General features: G+C 69.0%; 17 protein-coding genes and 1 pseudogene. 7 read left to right on the top strand and 11 right to left on the bottom strand.

Annotation, left to right across the window (positions count from 1 at the left end; genetic code table 11):
• Window positions 1-68: 68 nt before the first annotated feature.
• From G5V59_RS26100 to G5V59_RS26075, 6 genes are all read left to right on the top strand, one after another.
• Window positions 69-305 carry a hypothetical protein gene (locus G5V59_RS26100; RefSeq protein ID WP_278258448.1) on the top strand — a complete coding sequence of 79 codons (237 nt, stop codon included), beginning with the start codon at window positions 69-71 and terminating at the stop codon, window positions 303-305.
• Window positions 280-1,557 (top strand): 4Fe-4S binding protein, encoded by a 1,278-nt coding sequence (locus G5V59_RS26095; protein ID WP_278260063.1) that lies wholly within the window; start codon window positions 280-282, stop codon window positions 1,555-1,557. Before G5V59_RS26100 ends, G5V59_RS26095 begins: the two co-directional genes overlap by 26 nt.
• A complete protein-coding gene (locus tag G5V59_RS26090) occupies window positions 1,533-2,102 on the top strand; it encodes a hypothetical protein (RefSeq protein ID WP_278258447.1) in 570 nt (189 codons plus the stop codon). Before G5V59_RS26095 ends, G5V59_RS26090 begins: the two co-directional genes overlap by 25 nt.
• Window positions 2,103-2,289: 187 nt before the next feature.
• Window positions 2,290-2,841, top strand: coding sequence for a hypothetical protein (locus tag G5V59_RS26085; RefSeq protein WP_278258446.1), 552 nt, complete (start codon window positions 2,290-2,292; stop codon window positions 2,839-2,841).
• Entirely contained in the window at window positions 2,838-3,422 is a 585-nt protein-coding gene (locus G5V59_RS26080; RefSeq protein ID WP_278258445.1) for an NAD(P)/FAD-dependent oxidoreductase, read from the top strand. Before G5V59_RS26085 ends, G5V59_RS26080 begins: the two co-directional genes overlap by 4 nt.
• Window positions 3,392-3,979 carry a hypothetical protein gene (locus G5V59_RS26075; protein ID WP_278258444.1) on the top strand — a complete coding sequence of 196 codons (588 nt, stop codon included), beginning with the start codon at window positions 3,392-3,394 and terminating at the stop codon, window positions 3,977-3,979. Before G5V59_RS26080 ends, G5V59_RS26075 begins: the two co-directional genes overlap by 31 nt.
• Here the strand turns inward: G5V59_RS26075 and G5V59_RS26070 are convergent.
• The 6 genes and pseudogenes from G5V59_RS26070 to G5V59_RS26045 all read right to left on the bottom strand — a co-directional run bounded on the left by G5V59_RS26070 (window position 3,943) and on the right by G5V59_RS26045 (window position 8,029).
• Entirely contained in the window at window positions 3,943-5,283 is a 1,341-nt protein-coding gene (locus G5V59_RS26070) for a zinc-binding dehydrogenase (protein ID WP_278258443.1), read from the bottom strand. The two genes, G5V59_RS26075 and G5V59_RS26070, sit on opposite strands and share 37 nt — an antisense overlap.
• 62 nt (window positions 5,284-5,345) lie before the next feature.
• Entirely contained in the window at window positions 5,346-5,675 is a 330-nt protein-coding gene (locus G5V59_RS26065; RefSeq protein ID WP_278260062.1) for a MerR family transcriptional regulator, read from the bottom strand.
• The gene (locus tag G5V59_RS26060) at window positions 5,600-5,899 is read right to left on the bottom strand and encodes a hypothetical protein (protein ID WP_278260061.1); all 300 of its coding nucleotides are present in this window, start codon (window positions 5,897-5,899) and stop codon (window positions 5,600-5,602) included. The genes G5V59_RS26065 and G5V59_RS26060 overlap by 76 nt, the downstream gene beginning before the upstream one ends.
• A 100-nt stretch (window positions 5,900-5,999) precedes the next feature.
• A pseudogene (locus G5V59_RS26055) lies at window positions 6,000-6,374 on the bottom strand (VWA domain-containing protein); the annotation flags it as partial.
• A 198-nt stretch (window positions 6,375-6,572) separates the two neighbouring features.
• Window positions 6,573-6,767 (bottom strand): hypothetical protein, encoded by a 195-nt coding sequence (locus G5V59_RS26050; protein ID WP_278258442.1) that lies wholly within the window; start codon window positions 6,765-6,767, stop codon window positions 6,573-6,575.
• A gap of 326 nt (window positions 6,768-7,093) precedes the next feature.
• A complete protein-coding gene (locus G5V59_RS26045; protein ID WP_278258441.1) occupies window positions 7,094-8,029 on the bottom strand; it encodes a hypothetical protein in 936 nt (311 codons plus the stop codon).
• 89 nt (window positions 8,030-8,118) lie between these two features.
• On the opposite strand from G5V59_RS26045, the gene G5V59_RS26040 reads away from it, so the two are divergent.
• On the top strand, window positions 8,119-8,613 hold the full coding sequence (locus G5V59_RS26040; RefSeq protein ID WP_278258440.1) for a hypothetical protein: 495 nt from the start codon (window positions 8,119-8,121) through the stop codon (window positions 8,611-8,613).
• Here G5V59_RS26040 and G5V59_RS26035 read toward each other — a convergent pair.
• The 5 genes from G5V59_RS26035 to G5V59_RS26015 all read right to left on the bottom strand — a co-directional run bounded on the left by G5V59_RS26035 (window position 8,563) and on the right by G5V59_RS26015 (window position 16,379).
• Window positions 8,563-9,282 carry a hypothetical protein gene (locus G5V59_RS26035; RefSeq protein ID WP_278258439.1) on the bottom strand — a complete coding sequence of 240 codons (720 nt, stop codon included), beginning with the start codon at window positions 9,280-9,282 and terminating at the stop codon, window positions 8,563-8,565. The two genes, G5V59_RS26040 and G5V59_RS26035, sit on opposite strands and share 51 nt — an antisense overlap.
• A 2,147-nt stretch (window positions 9,283-11,429) precedes the next feature.
• On the bottom strand, window positions 11,430-12,053 hold the full coding sequence (locus tag G5V59_RS26030) for an RHS repeat-associated core domain-containing protein (RefSeq protein ID WP_278258438.1): 624 nt from the start codon (window positions 12,051-12,053) through the stop codon (window positions 11,430-11,432).
• Window positions 12,054-12,529: 476 nt separating this feature from the next.
• Entirely contained in the window at window positions 12,530-12,784 is a 255-nt protein-coding gene (locus G5V59_RS26025; protein ID WP_278258437.1) for a hypothetical protein, read from the bottom strand.
• Between the two features lie 1,709 nt (window positions 12,785-14,493).
• Window positions 14,494-15,222: a hypothetical protein gene (locus G5V59_RS26020; protein ID WP_278258436.1), complete on the bottom strand. Its 729-nt coding sequence runs from the start codon at window positions 15,220-15,222 to the stop codon at window positions 14,494-14,496.
• Window positions 15,219-16,379 carry a DNRLRE domain-containing protein gene (locus G5V59_RS26015; RefSeq protein ID WP_278260060.1) on the bottom strand — a complete coding sequence of 387 codons (1,161 nt, stop codon included), beginning with the start codon at window positions 16,377-16,379 and terminating at the stop codon, window positions 15,219-15,221. Before G5V59_RS26015 ends, G5V59_RS26020 begins: the two co-directional genes overlap by 4 nt.
• Window positions 16,380-16,422 lie beyond the last annotated feature (43 nt).

Below are 16,422 nucleotides of genomic sequence, written 5' to 3'. Positions count from 1 at the left end.
CGAGCGCGTCATGCAGATCCACGTCGCCGAGGAGGCGCGCCACATCAGCCTTCGCGCACTCCTACCTGGTGGAGCGCTCCAAGGACTACGGCCGCCTGCAGCGCTTCGGCCTGTCGCTGGCCTACCCGGTGATCATGCGGGTGCTGTGCGACGTGATCATGAAGCCGAGCCGCCAGATGCAGAAGGAGCTCGGCATCCCGCGCTCGGTCATGCGCGAGGTCTACTGGAAGGGCCCGCAGTCGGAGAAGTCTGCTGCGCGACACCTTCGGCGACGTGCGCATGCTGGCCGACGAGCCTGGGCCTGATGAACGTGGTCTCCCGCCGCATCTGGGGCGCGCTGGGCATCAACGGGACCTCCTCGCGGTTCCGCAGCGAGCCCAAGTCCGCCGCGGCCTGACCCGCGCCGCCCCCGGATCCTCCATGGCCTACGTCGTCACCCAGTCGTGCTGTGCCGACGCCTCGTGCGTCGTCGCCTGCCCGGTCAACTGCATCCACCCGGCACCGGGTGAGCCGGGCTTCGGCACCACCGAGATGGTGTACGTCGACGCCACCACCTGCGTCGGCTGCGGCGCCTGCGCGACCGCCTGCCCGGTGGGCGCGATGGTGCCGGACGCCGCGCTGACGACCAAGCAAGCTGCCCTTCGTCGACCTCAACGCTGCCTACTACGACGCCTTCCCGCACGCGGACCGCACGCCGCTCGCGCTGGTGCCGCAGCAGCGCCGGCTCACCCGCACCGGCCCGTTCCGGGTCGCGGTGATCGGCGCCGGACCGGCCGGCCTCTACACGGCCGACGAGCCTGCTCAAGCACCCCGAGGTCGAGGGTGTCGACGTCTACGACCGGCTGCGCACGCCGTACGGGCTGGTGCGGCACGGGGTCGCCCCCGACCATGCCTCCACCAAGGCTGGTGACCCGGCTGTTCGAGGCCATCGAGCGGCAGCCGCGCTTCCGCTACTTCCTCGGCACCGAGGTCGGCACGTCGATCACGCTGGCCGACCTGCGCGAGCGCTACCACGCGGTCGTGTACGCCGTCGGCGCCTCCGCCGACCGCGCGCTCGGCATCCCCGGCGAGGAGTCTCGCCGGCTCGGTGCCGGCGACGGCGCTGGTGGGCTGGTACAACGGCCACCCCGAGCAGCAGGCGCTCGACGTGCCGCTGACCCACGAGCGGGCCGTCGTGGTCGGCAACGGCAACGTCGCCCTCGACGTGGCCCGGATCCTGACCCGCGACCTCACCGTGCTGGAGCGCACCGACCTGGCGCCCGGCCCGCTGGAGCAAGCCTGCGCGGGAGCAGCGTGCGCGAGGTCGTCGTGCTCGGGCGCCGGGGTCCGGCGCAGGCGGCGTTCACCGTCCCCGAGCCTGATCGGCCTCGCGGCGCTCGACGACGTCGACGTGCTCGTGGAGTGCGACCCGGCGCTGCTGACCGGCGAGGACCAGCGCAGCCAGGCTGCTGCGCGACCTCGCCGCGCGCACGCCCTCCGGCGACCCGCAGCGGCGCCGGATCCTGCTCTCCTTCGCCGTCTCCCCCGTCGAGGTGCTCGGCACCGACGGCCGGGTGAGCGGCGTCCGGGTCGCCCGCAACGACCTCGTCACCGACGCCGACGGCACGGTCCGCGCGGTCACGACCGAGGAGACCTCCGTGCTCGACGCCGGCCTGGTCGTCCGCTCGGTCGGCCACCGCGGCCTCCCCGTGGCGGACCTGCCCTTCGACGAGCGCAGCGCGACCGTCCCGAACCACGCCGGCCGGGTCGAGCCCGGCGTCTACGTCGTGGGTTGGATCAAGCGCGGCCCGGTCGGCTTCATCGGCACCAACAAGACCGATGCGCAGGAGACGGTCGAGACGATCCTCGACGACCTCGACGCCGGGCTGCCCGAGCCCACCGGCACGCTGGCCTCGGCGGCGACGCTGGTGCGCGAGCGCTGCCCCGACGCCACCGACCTCGGTGGCTGGCAGCGCCTCGACGCCGCCGAGCGCGAGCAGGGGGCCGCCATCGGCCGCCCCCGGGCCAAGGTCACCGACCCGGCCCTGCAGCGCTCCCTCGCAGCACCGCCTGTCACGCGCCGCCGAGGGCTGCTTCGGCGTACCGTGTCGCTCACGTCGTGACCACCCGAGGAGGTGTCGCCGTGAGACTCGCCGAAGCGGGACACCACCGACGGCCGCAAGCGCCGCTGGCAGGAGCACAACGCCGCGCGCCGTCAGGCGATCATCGACGCCGCCCTCGTCGTGCTCACCCGCGACCTCGAGCCGGGCGAGGAGACTCGCGGTCCAGCAGATCGCGGACGAGGCGTCGGTGCACCGCACCGTGCTCTACCGCTACTTCGACGACCGCACCGACCTCGACCTCGCCATCCAGCGCGAGATCTGCCTGCGCGCCGGTGAGGTGCTGCTCTCCGCGGTGACGCTGGAGGGCACGCCGCGCGAGATCGTGCAGCGCATCGTCGCGGCGTACGTCGGCTGGTCGGTGGAGAACACCGCCCTGATGAGGTACGCCGAGCGGGACGTCCCCGGCGCCAACGCCAAGCCCCTCGACGAGGCCATCTCCCAGATCGCCGAGCAGATCGAGTCTCGTCATCGGCGGGTTCATCGCCGTCCTCGACATCGAGATCAGCGAGGACGACCGCGACTCGCTGACTCCGTGGGTGTTCCTGCTCGTCGGCGGCGTCACCGCCGGCGTCCGCAGCCTGGATGTCACGCGACGCGCTGCGGCCCGCCGCCCCCGTCTTCACCGACCTGCTCGCCGAGGTCACCTGGCTCCAGGTCGAGGCCCTGGCAGCGACCCGCAACATCGAGGTGCCCGACGTCCCCGTCGAGCAGACTCCTCAACCCGAAGGAAGCACCATGAGCGACCCCACCCCCGAGCACCTCGACGTCCTCATCGTCGGTGCCGGACTCTCGGGCATCGACGCGGCGTACCACGTCGGGAAGGCCTTCCCCGACCGCTCCTACGCGATCCTGGAGATGCGCGACGCCCTCGGCGGCACCTGGGACCTGTTCCGCTACCCCGGCATCCGCTCGGACTCCGACATGTACACCCTCGGCTTCGGCTGGAAGCCGTGGAAGGGCAAGAAGGCCATCGCCGACGGCGCCGACATCCGCGCCTACCTCCAGGAGGCGGCCCGGGAGAACGGCATCGACCAGAACATCCGCTACCACCACAAGGTGGTCAAGGCGGACTTCTCCACCGAGGACGCCCGGTGGACGGTCACCGTCGAGCGCACCGACACCGGCGAGACCGCCGGGTCGACGGCGAGCCTTCCTGTGGTCCACCTCCGGCTACTACCGCTACGACGAGGGCTTCACCCCCGACTTCGCCGGTCTCGACGACTTCCAGGGCCAGCCTGGTCCACCCGCAGCACTGGCCCGAGGACCTCGACTACCAGGGCAAGCGGATCGTGGTCATCGGCTCCGGCGCCACCGCCGTGACGCTGATCCCCTCGCTCGCCGACTCCGGCGCCGGGCACGTCACGATGCTGCAGCGCACGCCGACGTTCATCGTCCCGCAGCCGCTGACCGACCCGATCTCCTACCGGATGCTGCAGACGCTGCCCGACAAGGCTCGCCAGCAAGGCTGGTCCGCGGCCGCTACCTCGCGCTCACCATCGGCTTCTACGAGTTCTGCCGGGCCCGGCCCAAGGAGGCCCGCAAGGCTGATCCGGGCGATGTCCGAGCGGCGCCTGCCCAAGGACGTGTCCTACGACGAGCACTTCACCCCGCCGTACGACCCCTGGGACCAGCGGCTGTGCGTCGTCCCGCGCGGCGACCTGTTCAAGGCGCTGCGCAAGCACACCGTCGACATGGTCACCGACCGGATCTCCCGCTTCACCGAGAAGGGCATCCTGCTGGAGTCCGGCCGCGAGCCTGGAGGCGGACATCGTCATCACCGCGACCGGCCTCAACCTGCAGGTCTTCGGCGGCGCCCGGCTCGCCGTGGACGGCGCCGAGGTCAAGCTCGCCCGACACCATGGCCTACAAGGGCATGATGCTCAGCGGCATCCCGAACTTCGCGTTCATCGTCGGCTACACCAACGCCTCCTGGACGCTCAAGGCCGACCTGGTCTGCGGCTACATCGTGCGGGTCATGGAGCACATGGCGAAGACCGGCGCCCGGTCCGTCGTGCCCCAGCGGGACCCGAACGTGGCGGAGGAGCCCTTCCTGGACTTCGAGGCGGGCTACGTCATGCGCGCGATCGACCAGTTCCCCAAGCAGGGCGACGTCGAGCCGTGGCGGCTGAAGATGAACTACTTCAAGGACCTCAAGGTCTTCGGCAAGCCGGTCGACGACCCGGCCCTGGAGTACACCCGCTAGGCCCACGGGTCGAGCGCGTGCTTGCCGCGGGTCTCCCCCGCGGCGAGCCGCGTCAGCACCCGCGGCCCGTCGGCCAGCGGGTGCACCTCGGGCGTGCCCGGCGGGACCACGCCGTCGGCGACGAGTGCCTGGAGAACCGGCCAGCAACGGCCGCCACGGCTCCGGTACGCCGGCCAGCGCGCCCACGTGCAGGCCGAGCACCTGGACCGGGTGGGTGTGCACGAGGTCGTGGGTGCTCACCGTCGCGTCGCCGGAGGCGGCGCCGAAGACGACGACGCGGCCGGTGAACGGCCGGGCCAGGGCCAGGCTGCCCGCCAGGGTCGTCCGGCCGACGGACTCCAGCACCACGTCCACCCCACCCGTACGACGCCGGACCTCCTCCGCGAGGTCCGGGCGCCGGGCGTCGAGCACCACGTCGGCCCCGAGCGCCGCGACGACCTCGTGCTTGCCGGGTGAGGCGGTCGCGACCACGCGGGCGCCGTAGTGCCGCGCGAGCCGGACCGCCGCCTGCCCGACGCCCCCGGCCGCGGCGTGCACGAGCACCGTCTCCCCGGCTCTCACCCGACCGAGCGTGCGTAGCGCGGCCAGCGCGGTGGCGGTGTTGAGCACCAGCCCGAGCGCTTGGGCGTCGCTCCACCCGGCCGGCACCGGGAGTGCGGCCGCCGCCGGCATCGCCACGTGCTCGGCGAAGGCGCCCGGGCCGGTGCCGAGCACGTGCGTGCCGAGCGGCAGCGGGTCCGTGACCCCCGGGCCCACCGCGACGATCTCGCCCGCGGCCTCGAAGCCGGCCACGTAGGGCGGGGTCGGGCCGCCGCCGTACCGGCCGCGGGTCTGGAGCACGTCCGCGAAGTTCACCCCGGCAGCGCCGACCCGGACCAGGTACTCACCAGGACCCGCGGCCGGTTCCGGGTACTCCATGACGAGGGCGAGGTCCGCCGGGCCGTCGGAGGAGTGCTGGACGAGGGCGCGCATGCTCATGCGAGCGACGCTAGGAGCCTGCCACTTGCGGCAGGGTCAAGCGGCAGGGTGAGGCGGCAGGGTCAGGCGCCGGCGTCGCGGAGGTAGGCGTCGAGCGCGTCGCGCTGGTCGCTCAGCGTCGCGATCCGCCCGTCCAGCCGGTCCCGGAAGCGTCGTACCTCCTCCAGGAAGGCAGGGTCCGGCCCGTCCTCCGAGAGCACCTCGCGGATCAGCCGCACGGACAGCCCGGACTCCAGCAGCGAACGGATCGCGAGGACCCGGTCGACGGTGGAGGGGCAGTAGTCGCGGAAGCCGTTGCCGCACCGGCCCGGCACGATCAGCCCCTCGTCCTCGTAGTGCCGCAGGGAGCGCACGCTGACGCCGCTGACCCGCGCCGCCTCGCCGATCCGCATCGCGTCACCAGGCCAGGTCGTGGACGAAGTCGCTGAGCCTGGGCCATGTTGCGGCACTCGATCATCGGCACGATGTCGGCGTACGTCGGCGCCGCCGAGTCGCCGGTGCCCCAGTTGCGCTGGTGCTCGGGGTTGAGCCAGAACGATCGTCGTACCGACCCGGCGAGGTGGCGCAGCGTCTCCTCGTGGAGGTCGCTGTAGTTGGAGCGCGCGTCGCCGAGGATCAGCAGCGTGGTCTTGGGGGTGAGCGCGTCGGCGTGCGAACTCGTCGAACTTCTGGAAGGCGCGGCCGTAGTTGGTGCGGCCCCACAGCGCCGCGTGGCTGGCGCTCGCGGTCAGGTCCGCCAGCACGTCGGCTGGGTCGGCGCCGGGCCGGAAGTGACCGCTGACCTCGTGGACGTGGTCGATGAAGGTGAAGGCGCGCATGGACTGGAAGACCTCGCGCAGCGCGAAGACGAAGAGCAGCGTGAAGGACGCGAAGTTCGCGACCGAGCCGCTGACGTCGCACAGCACGACCAGGTCGGAGCGGTGCGGGCGCTTGGGCCGGTGGTGGGTGGTGATCGGTACGCCGCCGGTGGCGATCGACGCGCGCACGGTGCGACGGAAGTCCAGCGGCGCCGTCCGTGCGTGCCGCGAGTGCTGCTCCTTCGCCAGCCGGGTCGCGAGCCGGCGCGCCAGCGGGAAGATCTCCTTGCGCATCTCCTCCAGGTCGGTGCGCCGCGCCGCGAGGAAGGCGAGCTTTGTCGATGCTCGGCCGGATCGCGACCTCCGCGACGTGGTCCGGCCCCTTCTCCTCCGCGATCCGACGGCGGGCGTCGTCCTCGACCATCCGGGTGAACGATCCGATCCGGCGGTTCGCGCGGCGGGCCGCCTCCTCCTCGCCGACGCTCTCGCTCATCAGCCCGGCGACCAGGCGGTCCACCAGGCTCCTGCGGGGCGACCCGCTGCAGCGCGGTGTACGCCGACCACGACGACAGCCCCGGCCCGCGTCCCGGCATCGCGCCGAAGGTGCCGACCATCTCGGCCGCCATCCGCCGCAGGCTCCGCCTCGTCGATCTCCCCGGCCTCCAGGCTGCTCGGCGAGCCGGTCACGGAAGTCGACCAGGGCGGCGGCGTTGTCGCGCACCTGTGCCGCCGGCTCGTCGTCCGTGCTCGCACCGGCCGCCCCGTCGCCCACCATCGCGGGGAAGTAGACGTCGAAGAGCGCGTCGAAGGTCGTGCGTTGCGACTGCTTCTTGACCATCGTCGCGGCGAACGCGTCGCGCACCGTGGCCCGGTCGGTCCAGTGCAGTGCGGAGAGCGCGGCCACCGAGTCCAGGTCCTCGGCGAGGGAGACGGACAGCCCGGCACCCCGCAGCGCCTCGACGAAGGCGAGGTGGCGGTCCAGGAGGCCGGAGCGGTCGGCTTTCATCGACGTCTCAAGCCCGCGCGAGTTCGGTTCCTTGATCGCGCGCTCGTGGTCGGACTGGTGCTTGAGCACGGCGCCGAGCGTGCGCAGGACGGCCTGGTCGTCGAGGTCGCGGATCTCCAGTGCGATCAGGGTGCGGGCCCAGTCGACGGACTCCGCGATCGAGGGCGCCTTCTTCAGGTCCAGGCTCCCGCATCCGGGCCACCGTCGCCACGAGCCTGGCCGGCGATCCGGTCGTCGAGGCCGGGCACCTGCTGCTGCAGGATCTGCCGCTCGCGGGCGGCGTCAGGGTAGCCGATGTGCAGGTACAGGCAGCGCCGCTTGACCGCCTCGGAGAGCCTCGCGGCTCGCGTTGGAGGTCAGCACGACGTACGGGCGCCGGGTGGCCGCGACCGTGCCCAGGCTCGGGGATGGTGACCTGGAAGTCGCTCAGCACCTCCAGCAGCAGGCCCTCCACCTCGATGTCGGTCTTGTCGACCTCGTCGATGAGCAGCACCGTCGGCTGCTCGCGGCGGATCGCGGTGAGCAGCGGCCGGGTGAGCAGGAACTCCTCGGTGAAGATGTCGTCGTGGGTGGCGTTCCAGTCCTGCCCACCGCCGGCGGCGTTGGCAGCCTGGATCCGCAGCAGCTGCTTCTTGTAGTTCCACTCGTACAGCGCCCGCGCCTCGTCGAGTCCCTCGTAGCACTGCAGCCGGACCAGGCTCGGCGCCCGTCGCCCGCGAGACCGCCTTGGCGAGTCTCGGTCTTGCCGACTCCCGCAGGGCCCTCGAGCAGCAGCGGCTTCTCCAGCGCCCCCGCGAGGTACGTCGTCGTGGCGGTCGCCGCGTCGGCGAGGTAGCCCGCCGAGCCCAGCCGGGCGGCCGTGTCGGCCGGTGAGTCGAACCAGGTCATGACCCCATCCTGCCCGCCCCCGGCGCGGAAGGGCGACGCGGCTGTCGCAGATCACACCACCGGATCGTGACCCGGGCCGGGCCGCCTCGTTGAGATCGGCAGGGAAGGCACCGACCGGGACACGATCGACAGGGGGGACGCACGATGGCTGAATTCGCTGCTCCCACGGCATGGATCCGGGTCACGGTCCACTCGTTCCGCACCGCCACCACGGTCGCCGGGCTCACCCTGCTGCTCGGCTTCGGCGCCCTCGGCGCCACCACCACGCCGACCCCGGCCGCTCCCTCGGAGAGCGTCGGGCTGTCCGCCGGCCCGCTCGACGACCTGATGCAGCACAACCGCTGCTCGGTCACCGGCTTCGACCGCACGGTCGTCCCCAGCCAGGCCATCGTGCGCACCCCCGAGGGCGAGACCGAGTCTGGTCTCCTTCGACCGCGGCTGGGCCGTCTTCAGCGGCGAGGTCGCCGGCGAGCCTGGTCGCGGTGTGCCTCGGCCCGAAGCAGCCCGCGGCCGCCTCAGCGCCCTAGCGCCTCTCCCACGAAGCGCAGCACCCGCGGCGCGATCCGCCGCCAGTACCCGCTGTCGTGGTCACCCCGCTCGAACCCGCCCGCCGGCGGGTGCTCGAAGCCCGCCACGTAGTCCCGGGTGGTCGCGTAGAACGGGTCGCCCTTGCCGCAGTCGACCCGCACCGCGATCCCCGCCAGCCCGTCCTGGCGGCCCAGCACGGTGGTACGGCGGAAGTCGGCGGCGTCGTCGTAGGCGCCGGGCGCCGTGTCGTCGTAGGAGTGCCACAGGGCGGGCGACATCGCCGCGACCGCCCGCACCCGGTCGGCGCCGAGCACGTCCGCCAGGTGCAGCGCGCCGAAGCCGCCCATCGACCAGCCCGTGAGCGCCAGCCGGGTGGTGTCGAGGCCCTGCCGCTCCAGCCGCGGCAGCAGACTCCTCGACCACCATCGTCTCCGCCCGGTCCCCGCTCGCCCGGTCGTGCCAGTAGGTCTCGCCGCCGTCCACGCTGGCGATCGCGAACGGCGGCACGCCGCGTCGTACGGCGTCGGTGAGGAAGCGGTCCAGCGCCAGCCGGCTCCGCCGGAACACCGCCGTGTGGTCCTGCCCCCGGCCGTGCAGGACGACGAGCACGGGCAGCCCCGTGCCGGTGCCGCCCGGGGTGGCCACCGCCCAGCCGACCCGCCTGCCACGCGCGGAGGAGCGGAAGGCGCCGTAGTGCACCCGTGCCGGCTCGACGTCCGGTACGACGCCGTCGGGCCCGTCCGCACCGAGGTGGTGGTAGAGCGAGGCCTTGCCGGGCAACACCTCCAGGCTCGACTCCGGTCAGGGTGGCGGCGCCGGCAGGGCGAGAGCGCCGGTCGCGAGCAGCGCCCGACGGCGGGTCAGCGAGGTCACGAGGAGGAGACGCGCGGACGTTGCGAACGGTTGTCACCGAACGACGGAGGCTCTTCGTTTCCCGACCGTGCTGCGAAGATCGGGCGGTCCCGGCTAGGTGAGGTCTTCGCGGTGACGATGGACGTAGGCGTCCACGCCAGGGACGGTGTAGGCGAGCCTGTCCGTGGTCGGGTGCGTAGACGAGGCCCTTCTTGATGAGGTTGGCGCGGCAGGGGGCGAGGCTTCGGCTTCAGGTCCTTGCGACGTGCTATCTCGCTGGAGGCAGACGGGCCGGAGCCGTCCCCGGCCATCGCGACGAGCAGTCGACGCTCTGAGGGAGTGGCGCGGTTCCAGCGTGAGCGGAAGAACCCTGCGTCCAGGCGTTCCAGCCCGATGACTGCGCTGGCACGGGCATCGTCGAGGGTGATGACGGGTCCGGCTGCGACCTCCCATGCTGCCCTTCCTTGCTCCTACAGGAAATAGGGGTAGCCGCCGGAAGCGTCGAGGAGCAAGCTGGAGTGCGTCTGGGTCGAACGACACATCGTGCTTGGTGACGGGGCCGACGAGAGCGGCGTGCGCTTCGGGGTCCGGCAGGCGGGCGATGGTGCGGTAGTCGAAGAGCCGCTCTGCGTAGGAGCGGATCTCAGCCAGGATGCCGGGCAGGTGGGGCAGTCCCGCTCCGATGAGGAAGAACGGCCAGCCGCGTTGACCGGCTTCCCTGTCCGTGGAGGCGCCGTGTGCACCAAAGTCCTCTACCCCAAGCGTTGGGCGGCGCGGGCCGCGCTGGAGTTCATACAGCGCAAAGGCTGGGCCGTGAAGTCAGTACATCCCTACTATGGAGGACATTCAGGGACGTGGCACGTCATGACGACGGCGACGGGAACAACCCACCGACGGGGAGCAGCACTAGACGAATGCCGCCTGTGGCGCGAACGTCATGAACGGAAGCAGCCTAGTCCACCAACCAACCGCCACGACATGGCCGGCTCCATGGGCCGAGTCGGCGCGGCCGGCGACAACGCGGCCGTGGACTCGTTCGGCTCACCGGTGCCGGGCGGTACAACCTCCCTGGACATCACAACTAACGGGGCTAAGTGCCCGGGGGAGCCTGCGATCGCGATCGTGACCTGGATCGAGAATGCCTACGACCGACTACGCAGGCAGGCAACTTTCGGGCGGTTCACCCCCGTCGAATACGGAGTTGATCTTGAAGGCCCCCGCCATCAAGGCGGCCCAACACCGACTGTCACCCGTTCGTGCGGCACACCCGACGCTCGATGCTCGACCCGTTCGTCTGGCCGGCGAATCCGCGCACGAGGGACGCGGTCGTATGCACCGAGGGCGGTGAGATCGTCGAGCCAACTAGTCACCAGTAGCCGGTCGGAGATGCTGTCGGTCCGCCCCCTGTATCCCTCGTCCACGGTGGGTTCGAGGATGTCGGTGGCCTAGCCGCTTAGGGATGCATCCGCTACCTCGCCGGTCACGATGTTGTGGGCGCGGTTGAACTTGGCACATGCTCCTATCTCGCCGGGACTCAGTGATGGTCTCCTAGGTACGTCGGGGCCAACGTGGACGCTCCCAAGGAACCCGATCACGACACCGCAATACGCAGTGCATAGCCGAACCGGGTCATAAGTGAGCGCGATTATGTGATTGACACCGTCGGCGATGTTGTTGCCCCGGGAATCCCCATGTGGTCCCAGCGTGAGCGCACCCGATCTACTTGCTTCGGCGCTCCTCTGCCAGTGCAGCGACAGCGGGGATCCAAAAGCCGCTAAACGCCAGCGGACCTAAGAATACAGACCACCAACCATCACCTCCCGGCACGGCGACAACCGCAACCACTACAGCCAGGACTATCCAACGCAAGCGATGCAGAAGTCGTATGCCTGGCCGGAGGTTCGCATCTCGCTAGTCACGGAGATCTCCATCACGCGTAGAAAGGCGGGTCATAATCGGCACCATTTCTGCCCGCGTACCCATTGACCCAGTGAGAGAACGTCGGAACCCATCCGAAGTAGTAGCGCACCCTCCAGCGGTACTGACCGTAGTAGAGAGTACCCGTGCGATACTGCTTACGCCACTTTCCTGCGACCTTCACACAGCGCCATTGGTTCACAATCGTACTTCCCGATCGCTGCTGGGTCCCGATAATTTCGATCCGCATCGGCGACAATCCGTAGAGTCTCAATGGCGGTTTCCTTGAGCCATTGCTTGAATCCGTACGGTCCGGAGCCGTTTGGGGCGTCCTTCCACCGGCGCCACTTGATCTCGGAGATATGGTATGTAAACCAGTCACGAATTCGGCTGTCGCACTTTCCGTCGATATCTGCTTGGTTACACGGGTCTAGAGGATACCCGTATGGCGTCAGATTGCCGCCCGGAACAGGATCAGGAGTCGTGAAGAGTCCGGTCGACGGGTTGTACATTCGTACGCCGAGCGAGACGAGTTGCCCGATGTTGCTGGCGTCCCTCTGGTGCGCTCCGAGCCATCCATAGGAACGTCCCGTCGGCGTTAGGCCGACCTGTCGACCAAACTCGTCAGTCTCGAAGTAGGCCGTGACGACTCCCGCCGATGTCGCGGCGGCAACTACGTCTCCACGGATATTCGTTATCTGATACTCGTGATCGGCCCCGGTCGTCGACAACACCAAACCCAGACCCGGGATGATGAGGTGCTTGGTTTCGGTCCACGTCACACCTCCATCGCTTGAGCGTTGCGTGATGGCCGGTGTATCGGTAAGAGCGCCATAGCGGAATCTGGTCCGTTCGGTCTCTACGCCGTCGGCCAAACGGATCACCTGAGCGACGGCTCCCCCAGGATCGTACGAGTACGTCGCACTGGCGTCGACGGTCGTGGATCCAGAACCAGAGACCTGCTGCGCAAGTGAGTGAACCCGATCATCTGCATCGTAGGTGGCAACAAGATCCGATGTACCGCTGCCGTCTAGCGCAGGCTGAAGGAATGCTCGTCATTCTTGCAAGGCCGTCGTAGACGTAACCCGAGTCCACCACACGGTTCGCCGCGTCGAAGGCGCTAGTGCGGCTGACTGTCGCGGTCGAAGTCTGACATGTCTCCGGCGCGGTGGCGTCTGGCCCGTACGCGCGTTGGCTGGTCCGGTTGGAGAATGAGTTGTAGCCGTACGTTCGGGTGGTGCAGCCCGACCCGCGCACGTCATCCACCCGCACGAGACGTCCAAGTCTGATCCTGCGTGAGGGCCTGATGAGATCCAGGGGATGCCTGCGCAATGGTCTTACCCGATGCCTCCTTAGTTGCCGAGAAGCCAAAAGTCGGGTTGGATGCCGACCGGTACTCCAGCGCGATCACCTCGCCGATTTCGTTGTATCGGAAACTTGCGGTAATCCCGTTCGGCAAGTCGATCTCATGCAGACTTCCATTCGCATTGAAGTCGTAGTCGAAAGCGCCCACACCGGAGCCAGCCGAGATTGAGTCGATTGCACCGGACGGGTCATAGGTGAAGTCAAGGTCGTAGGCACCGGTATCTAGCGTTGAGACCCGGCCAGCGACGTCGTATGTCTGCTCGGCGGTAGGCTCCGCTACGGTCGGTATATGTGATCTGGCGCCCCCACCCATCGTATGCCAGTGAAACTTGCTGCCCATCCGACGCTTTGGTCGCGAGCAGACCGGAGCCAGGAGAGTATGAATAGTCAGTTTGCTTACGGTCCGTTCGGGCTGCCCCGGAGGTCTCGTTAACCACCTGAACCATTCGGTGAGCATCGTCGTAGGTGACGGAGGTGGACCGGACGACTGCTCCACCACTTCGCTCCTCTATCAGCGTCGGCGCGAGATCAGCGTCGTATTGCATCACGTGCTTGACCGGAACCGAGCCTGCCCGTAGGCTGTGCAGCCGGCCCCTCCTGGCACACCAAGCCGGCCCACTGCGGCTTTCCACCACATACTCCGGTGCCGCCGGCGGTATAAAGATGGGTGACAGTGGAGTGAGCGTCGCTCCCGGCGCCAGCGGAGTCCGCGCTGCCCCCGGGCTGGCGAACCTCCACGACGTCGCCGTCGGAGTTGAACCGAGTGATTTCGGTCGACCACGTGCTGGCATCGAGGCTGACGGAGGTAGACGTAGGCTTACCCAGCACCCAACCGTCACCGTCTCCCGTAACGCGAGGAGCGTAGCCGTAAGTGGTGATCTTGGCGTCGTGGTCGTCGCTCAGGTCTGAGGCGGCGGAGCTTTGTCGTCTCTTTGACGACCAGCCCAAGCGGGCTGCTGCCCGGGCGCCCGGCCAGCAGGGCGCTGTCAACGCCGGGGGTGTCGTCGTAAACGTAGGCGGTGTGACTCCGGTAATTGCCGACCGTCCCGCTCCTCAAAGACGCGGTGTGGGACGGTCCATATTCGTCTACGAGGCGCGTACCGACACTCGCGGCATCACCCCAGGTGTTGTAGACGTTAAAGGACGACGCCTCGATCGCGACTTGAGGGCGGTCCGCAAGCGGCGCGGCCTGAACACGGGCCCAGCCTGTGGGGTCAAGGTTCTGCACGGGGTTTCCGCGTGCATCGAGCCAGACTGCGGTCATCAGCCATCCGCTCGGACCGGAGGTTGCGGTGTTGATGACTCTGCCAGCACGGTCCGTGTAGAACAGTTCAGCCTTCGACACGTCAGTCGCCCCAGTACCGTCGGCGTACACCGCGTATACAGCTTGTCGGAGCGACGGACTGACCCCACTCGGCGAGCCTTGGTCGCGCTCATGTCAGGCAGGCCGGCGCTGGTCAGACTGAGGTTGTAGTCAATTGCCCAAGTTGCGTCTCCGCCGCTTGTGCCGGGAAGTTGTCGCTTGACGTTGAGGAGCCGACCGATCGGGTCGTAGGTGAAGCGCCACTCGGTGAGGCCCGCCGGCTTGAGGGTGGCGAGCAGGGTGCGGCTAGCGACCGTTGTGTAGGTGTACTCGGTACACAGAGGAGCCGCTATACCTGCGCCGTCGGGGTCAAGCCCGCAGACCTTGGTGAGCCTTACCCGAGGTGTAAGTGTAGTTGGCGAGGGTCTTCGAGGCGACAGCGCCGGGGCTGGTAGCGCCGATGATGCGTTCGACCTTGCTAACTCTGGTAGAGCCTGCCCGACCCGGTGTAGGTGATGCTAAGGCCGCGGCAGCCCTCAGTCTGGGTGGTGCCGTTACAGGTCGAGGAAGGCTGATGGATCGGACACGCGGACGAAGGTGGGCCGTTGCCCGGTGCTGTTGACCGCCATGTCGTTACCGGTCCCGGGCGGGTCGGTTTCCTTGACCGTCCACTCCGGGGCGTCACCGGTGTCGGAGGTCTTCCACTCCCACGTGGTGACTACGGTTCCCGTTCCCAGGGGGCGCGAGAGCGTGAGGGTGTCGAGGCCGCCACCGGTGCCCGCCGCGAAAGTGAGCTTGGTAGCGTCGCCAGTCGGCTCCAGTGGAGTGAAGACGCCACCGGTGGTCGCCGTGAAGGTCTGGGAACCGCCATCGGCATTGACGACGACGAATGTGCCGTCTTTCGACCGATTGTCGATGATCGATGCAGCGGTGTCAGAGTTGGCGCTGAGGATCGTTGGGTCTGACCAACCAGGCCCAAAGACACCATCCGAGATGGTTCCGTCGGACAGGCTGGAGTAGGTGCGACCAATGGCCGCCTTGGCGTCGACTGCGTCGGTTTCGGAGATCATCGCTTCGCCGTTGAGCAGCGCGACCTGGGCGGGCCCTAGTCTCGCGGTCGGGAACTTCTCGCCGAACGCGGAGCCGAAGAGGCCGACGTAGGTGACGGCTGAGCAGGAGTCTGCTGAGCCTGAGTATTGGAAGCAGCCCCGGATCTCGAGCAGCGACGGTGCCGTGATGAGCGGCGCAGTCTCGCTCGTCTCATCAGTAGCGTTCCAGATCAATGCGCCGGTGGTGGATCGTCCGATACCTGCGGTGACCGTGCCGGTCCAGTCGGTGCCGTCAACCTTCTTGACCTTCGCGGCGTTGGTCCAGGTCGTCTGCCCGGCAAGACGCCACTGCAGGCTTCGCGCCGGTCGCCGAAGGTCGTGATGAGAGGTCGATGGGGAACGACGCCGTGGAGGGGGTCCACTGGTATGGCGTGGTGAAAGCTCGCCGCGCCGACACCGTGGCTGAACGTGACCGGGGTGCCGTAGTTGCCTGCGGTGTCGATCGGGGTAACCGCGAGAACGTGCCAGCCAGGGGTGGGTGCGTAGGGCATCGTCGCGTCGCCGGAAGCGTTGGCCTTGATGTTGGCCTTGACGCCGTCGTAGTCGACCAGGAAGGCGGTGGTGTCGGCGCTGCCGTTGAGGGTGGTGGTCGCACTGCTGGGCAGCGTGTTGGTCCAGGTGCCGTTGGTGAAGACGTTCGAGGTCACGATCACATCAGGAACGTTCGTGTCGACCGTGACATTCGTCGACGCTGCCGTCTTGCTGCGCGCGGCGACACCGTCCTCTCCCCGGACTGTGACGGTGTACTGGCCGCCGTCGGTCAGGCTTTGCCCGACGGGACCTCGACACTCGCGGTGCCACCGGAGGCCACCATCGCGCTGGTGCCGGACCAGATGACGGTGCTGCCCTGCTTGACCTCGAAGTAGCCGGCGACCTGCCCGCCGTCGGGGTCGGTGACCACGGCCGACAGGGTCGGCGTGGTCGAGCCTGACGTGTGACCCGTCCGGGCTCGGTGCGACCTGCAGCGAGGTCGGGGTCGAGGGGTAGCGGTTGTAGGTCACGATCAGGCGGGGCTTCTGGATGCCGCCGCTGGAGTCGGCGGACCAGTACCCGCGCCAGGTGTTGGGGTTCGTCTCGGTGTACGCCGCCAGACGCAAGCCGTAGTTCGCCGCCGACCCGTCCGCCCACGACTGCACGATGTTCGTGACGTTCCACTGCGCTTCGTCAGCAGCACAGCCGGTCGCACCGTGAGCGGGCGAGTACTGCGCCTGGTCGGTCGCGGTCGCGACCGGCTGGTTGCTCCAGGTCAACGTGCTCGGCGCCCACGAGGCCGTGATGCGGGACGCACGGATCGCGCCCGCGCTGCAGGTGCCCGACTGGAAGTTCCACAGGCTTCAGCACCGCGCCACGGATCTGGGAGCCGTTCCACGTCGC

Source organism: Nocardioides convexus, assembly GCF_011090295.1.
The sequence above is the reverse complement of the archived record's forward strand: the minus strand, read 5'-3'. Positions and strand labels throughout refer to the sequence as shown.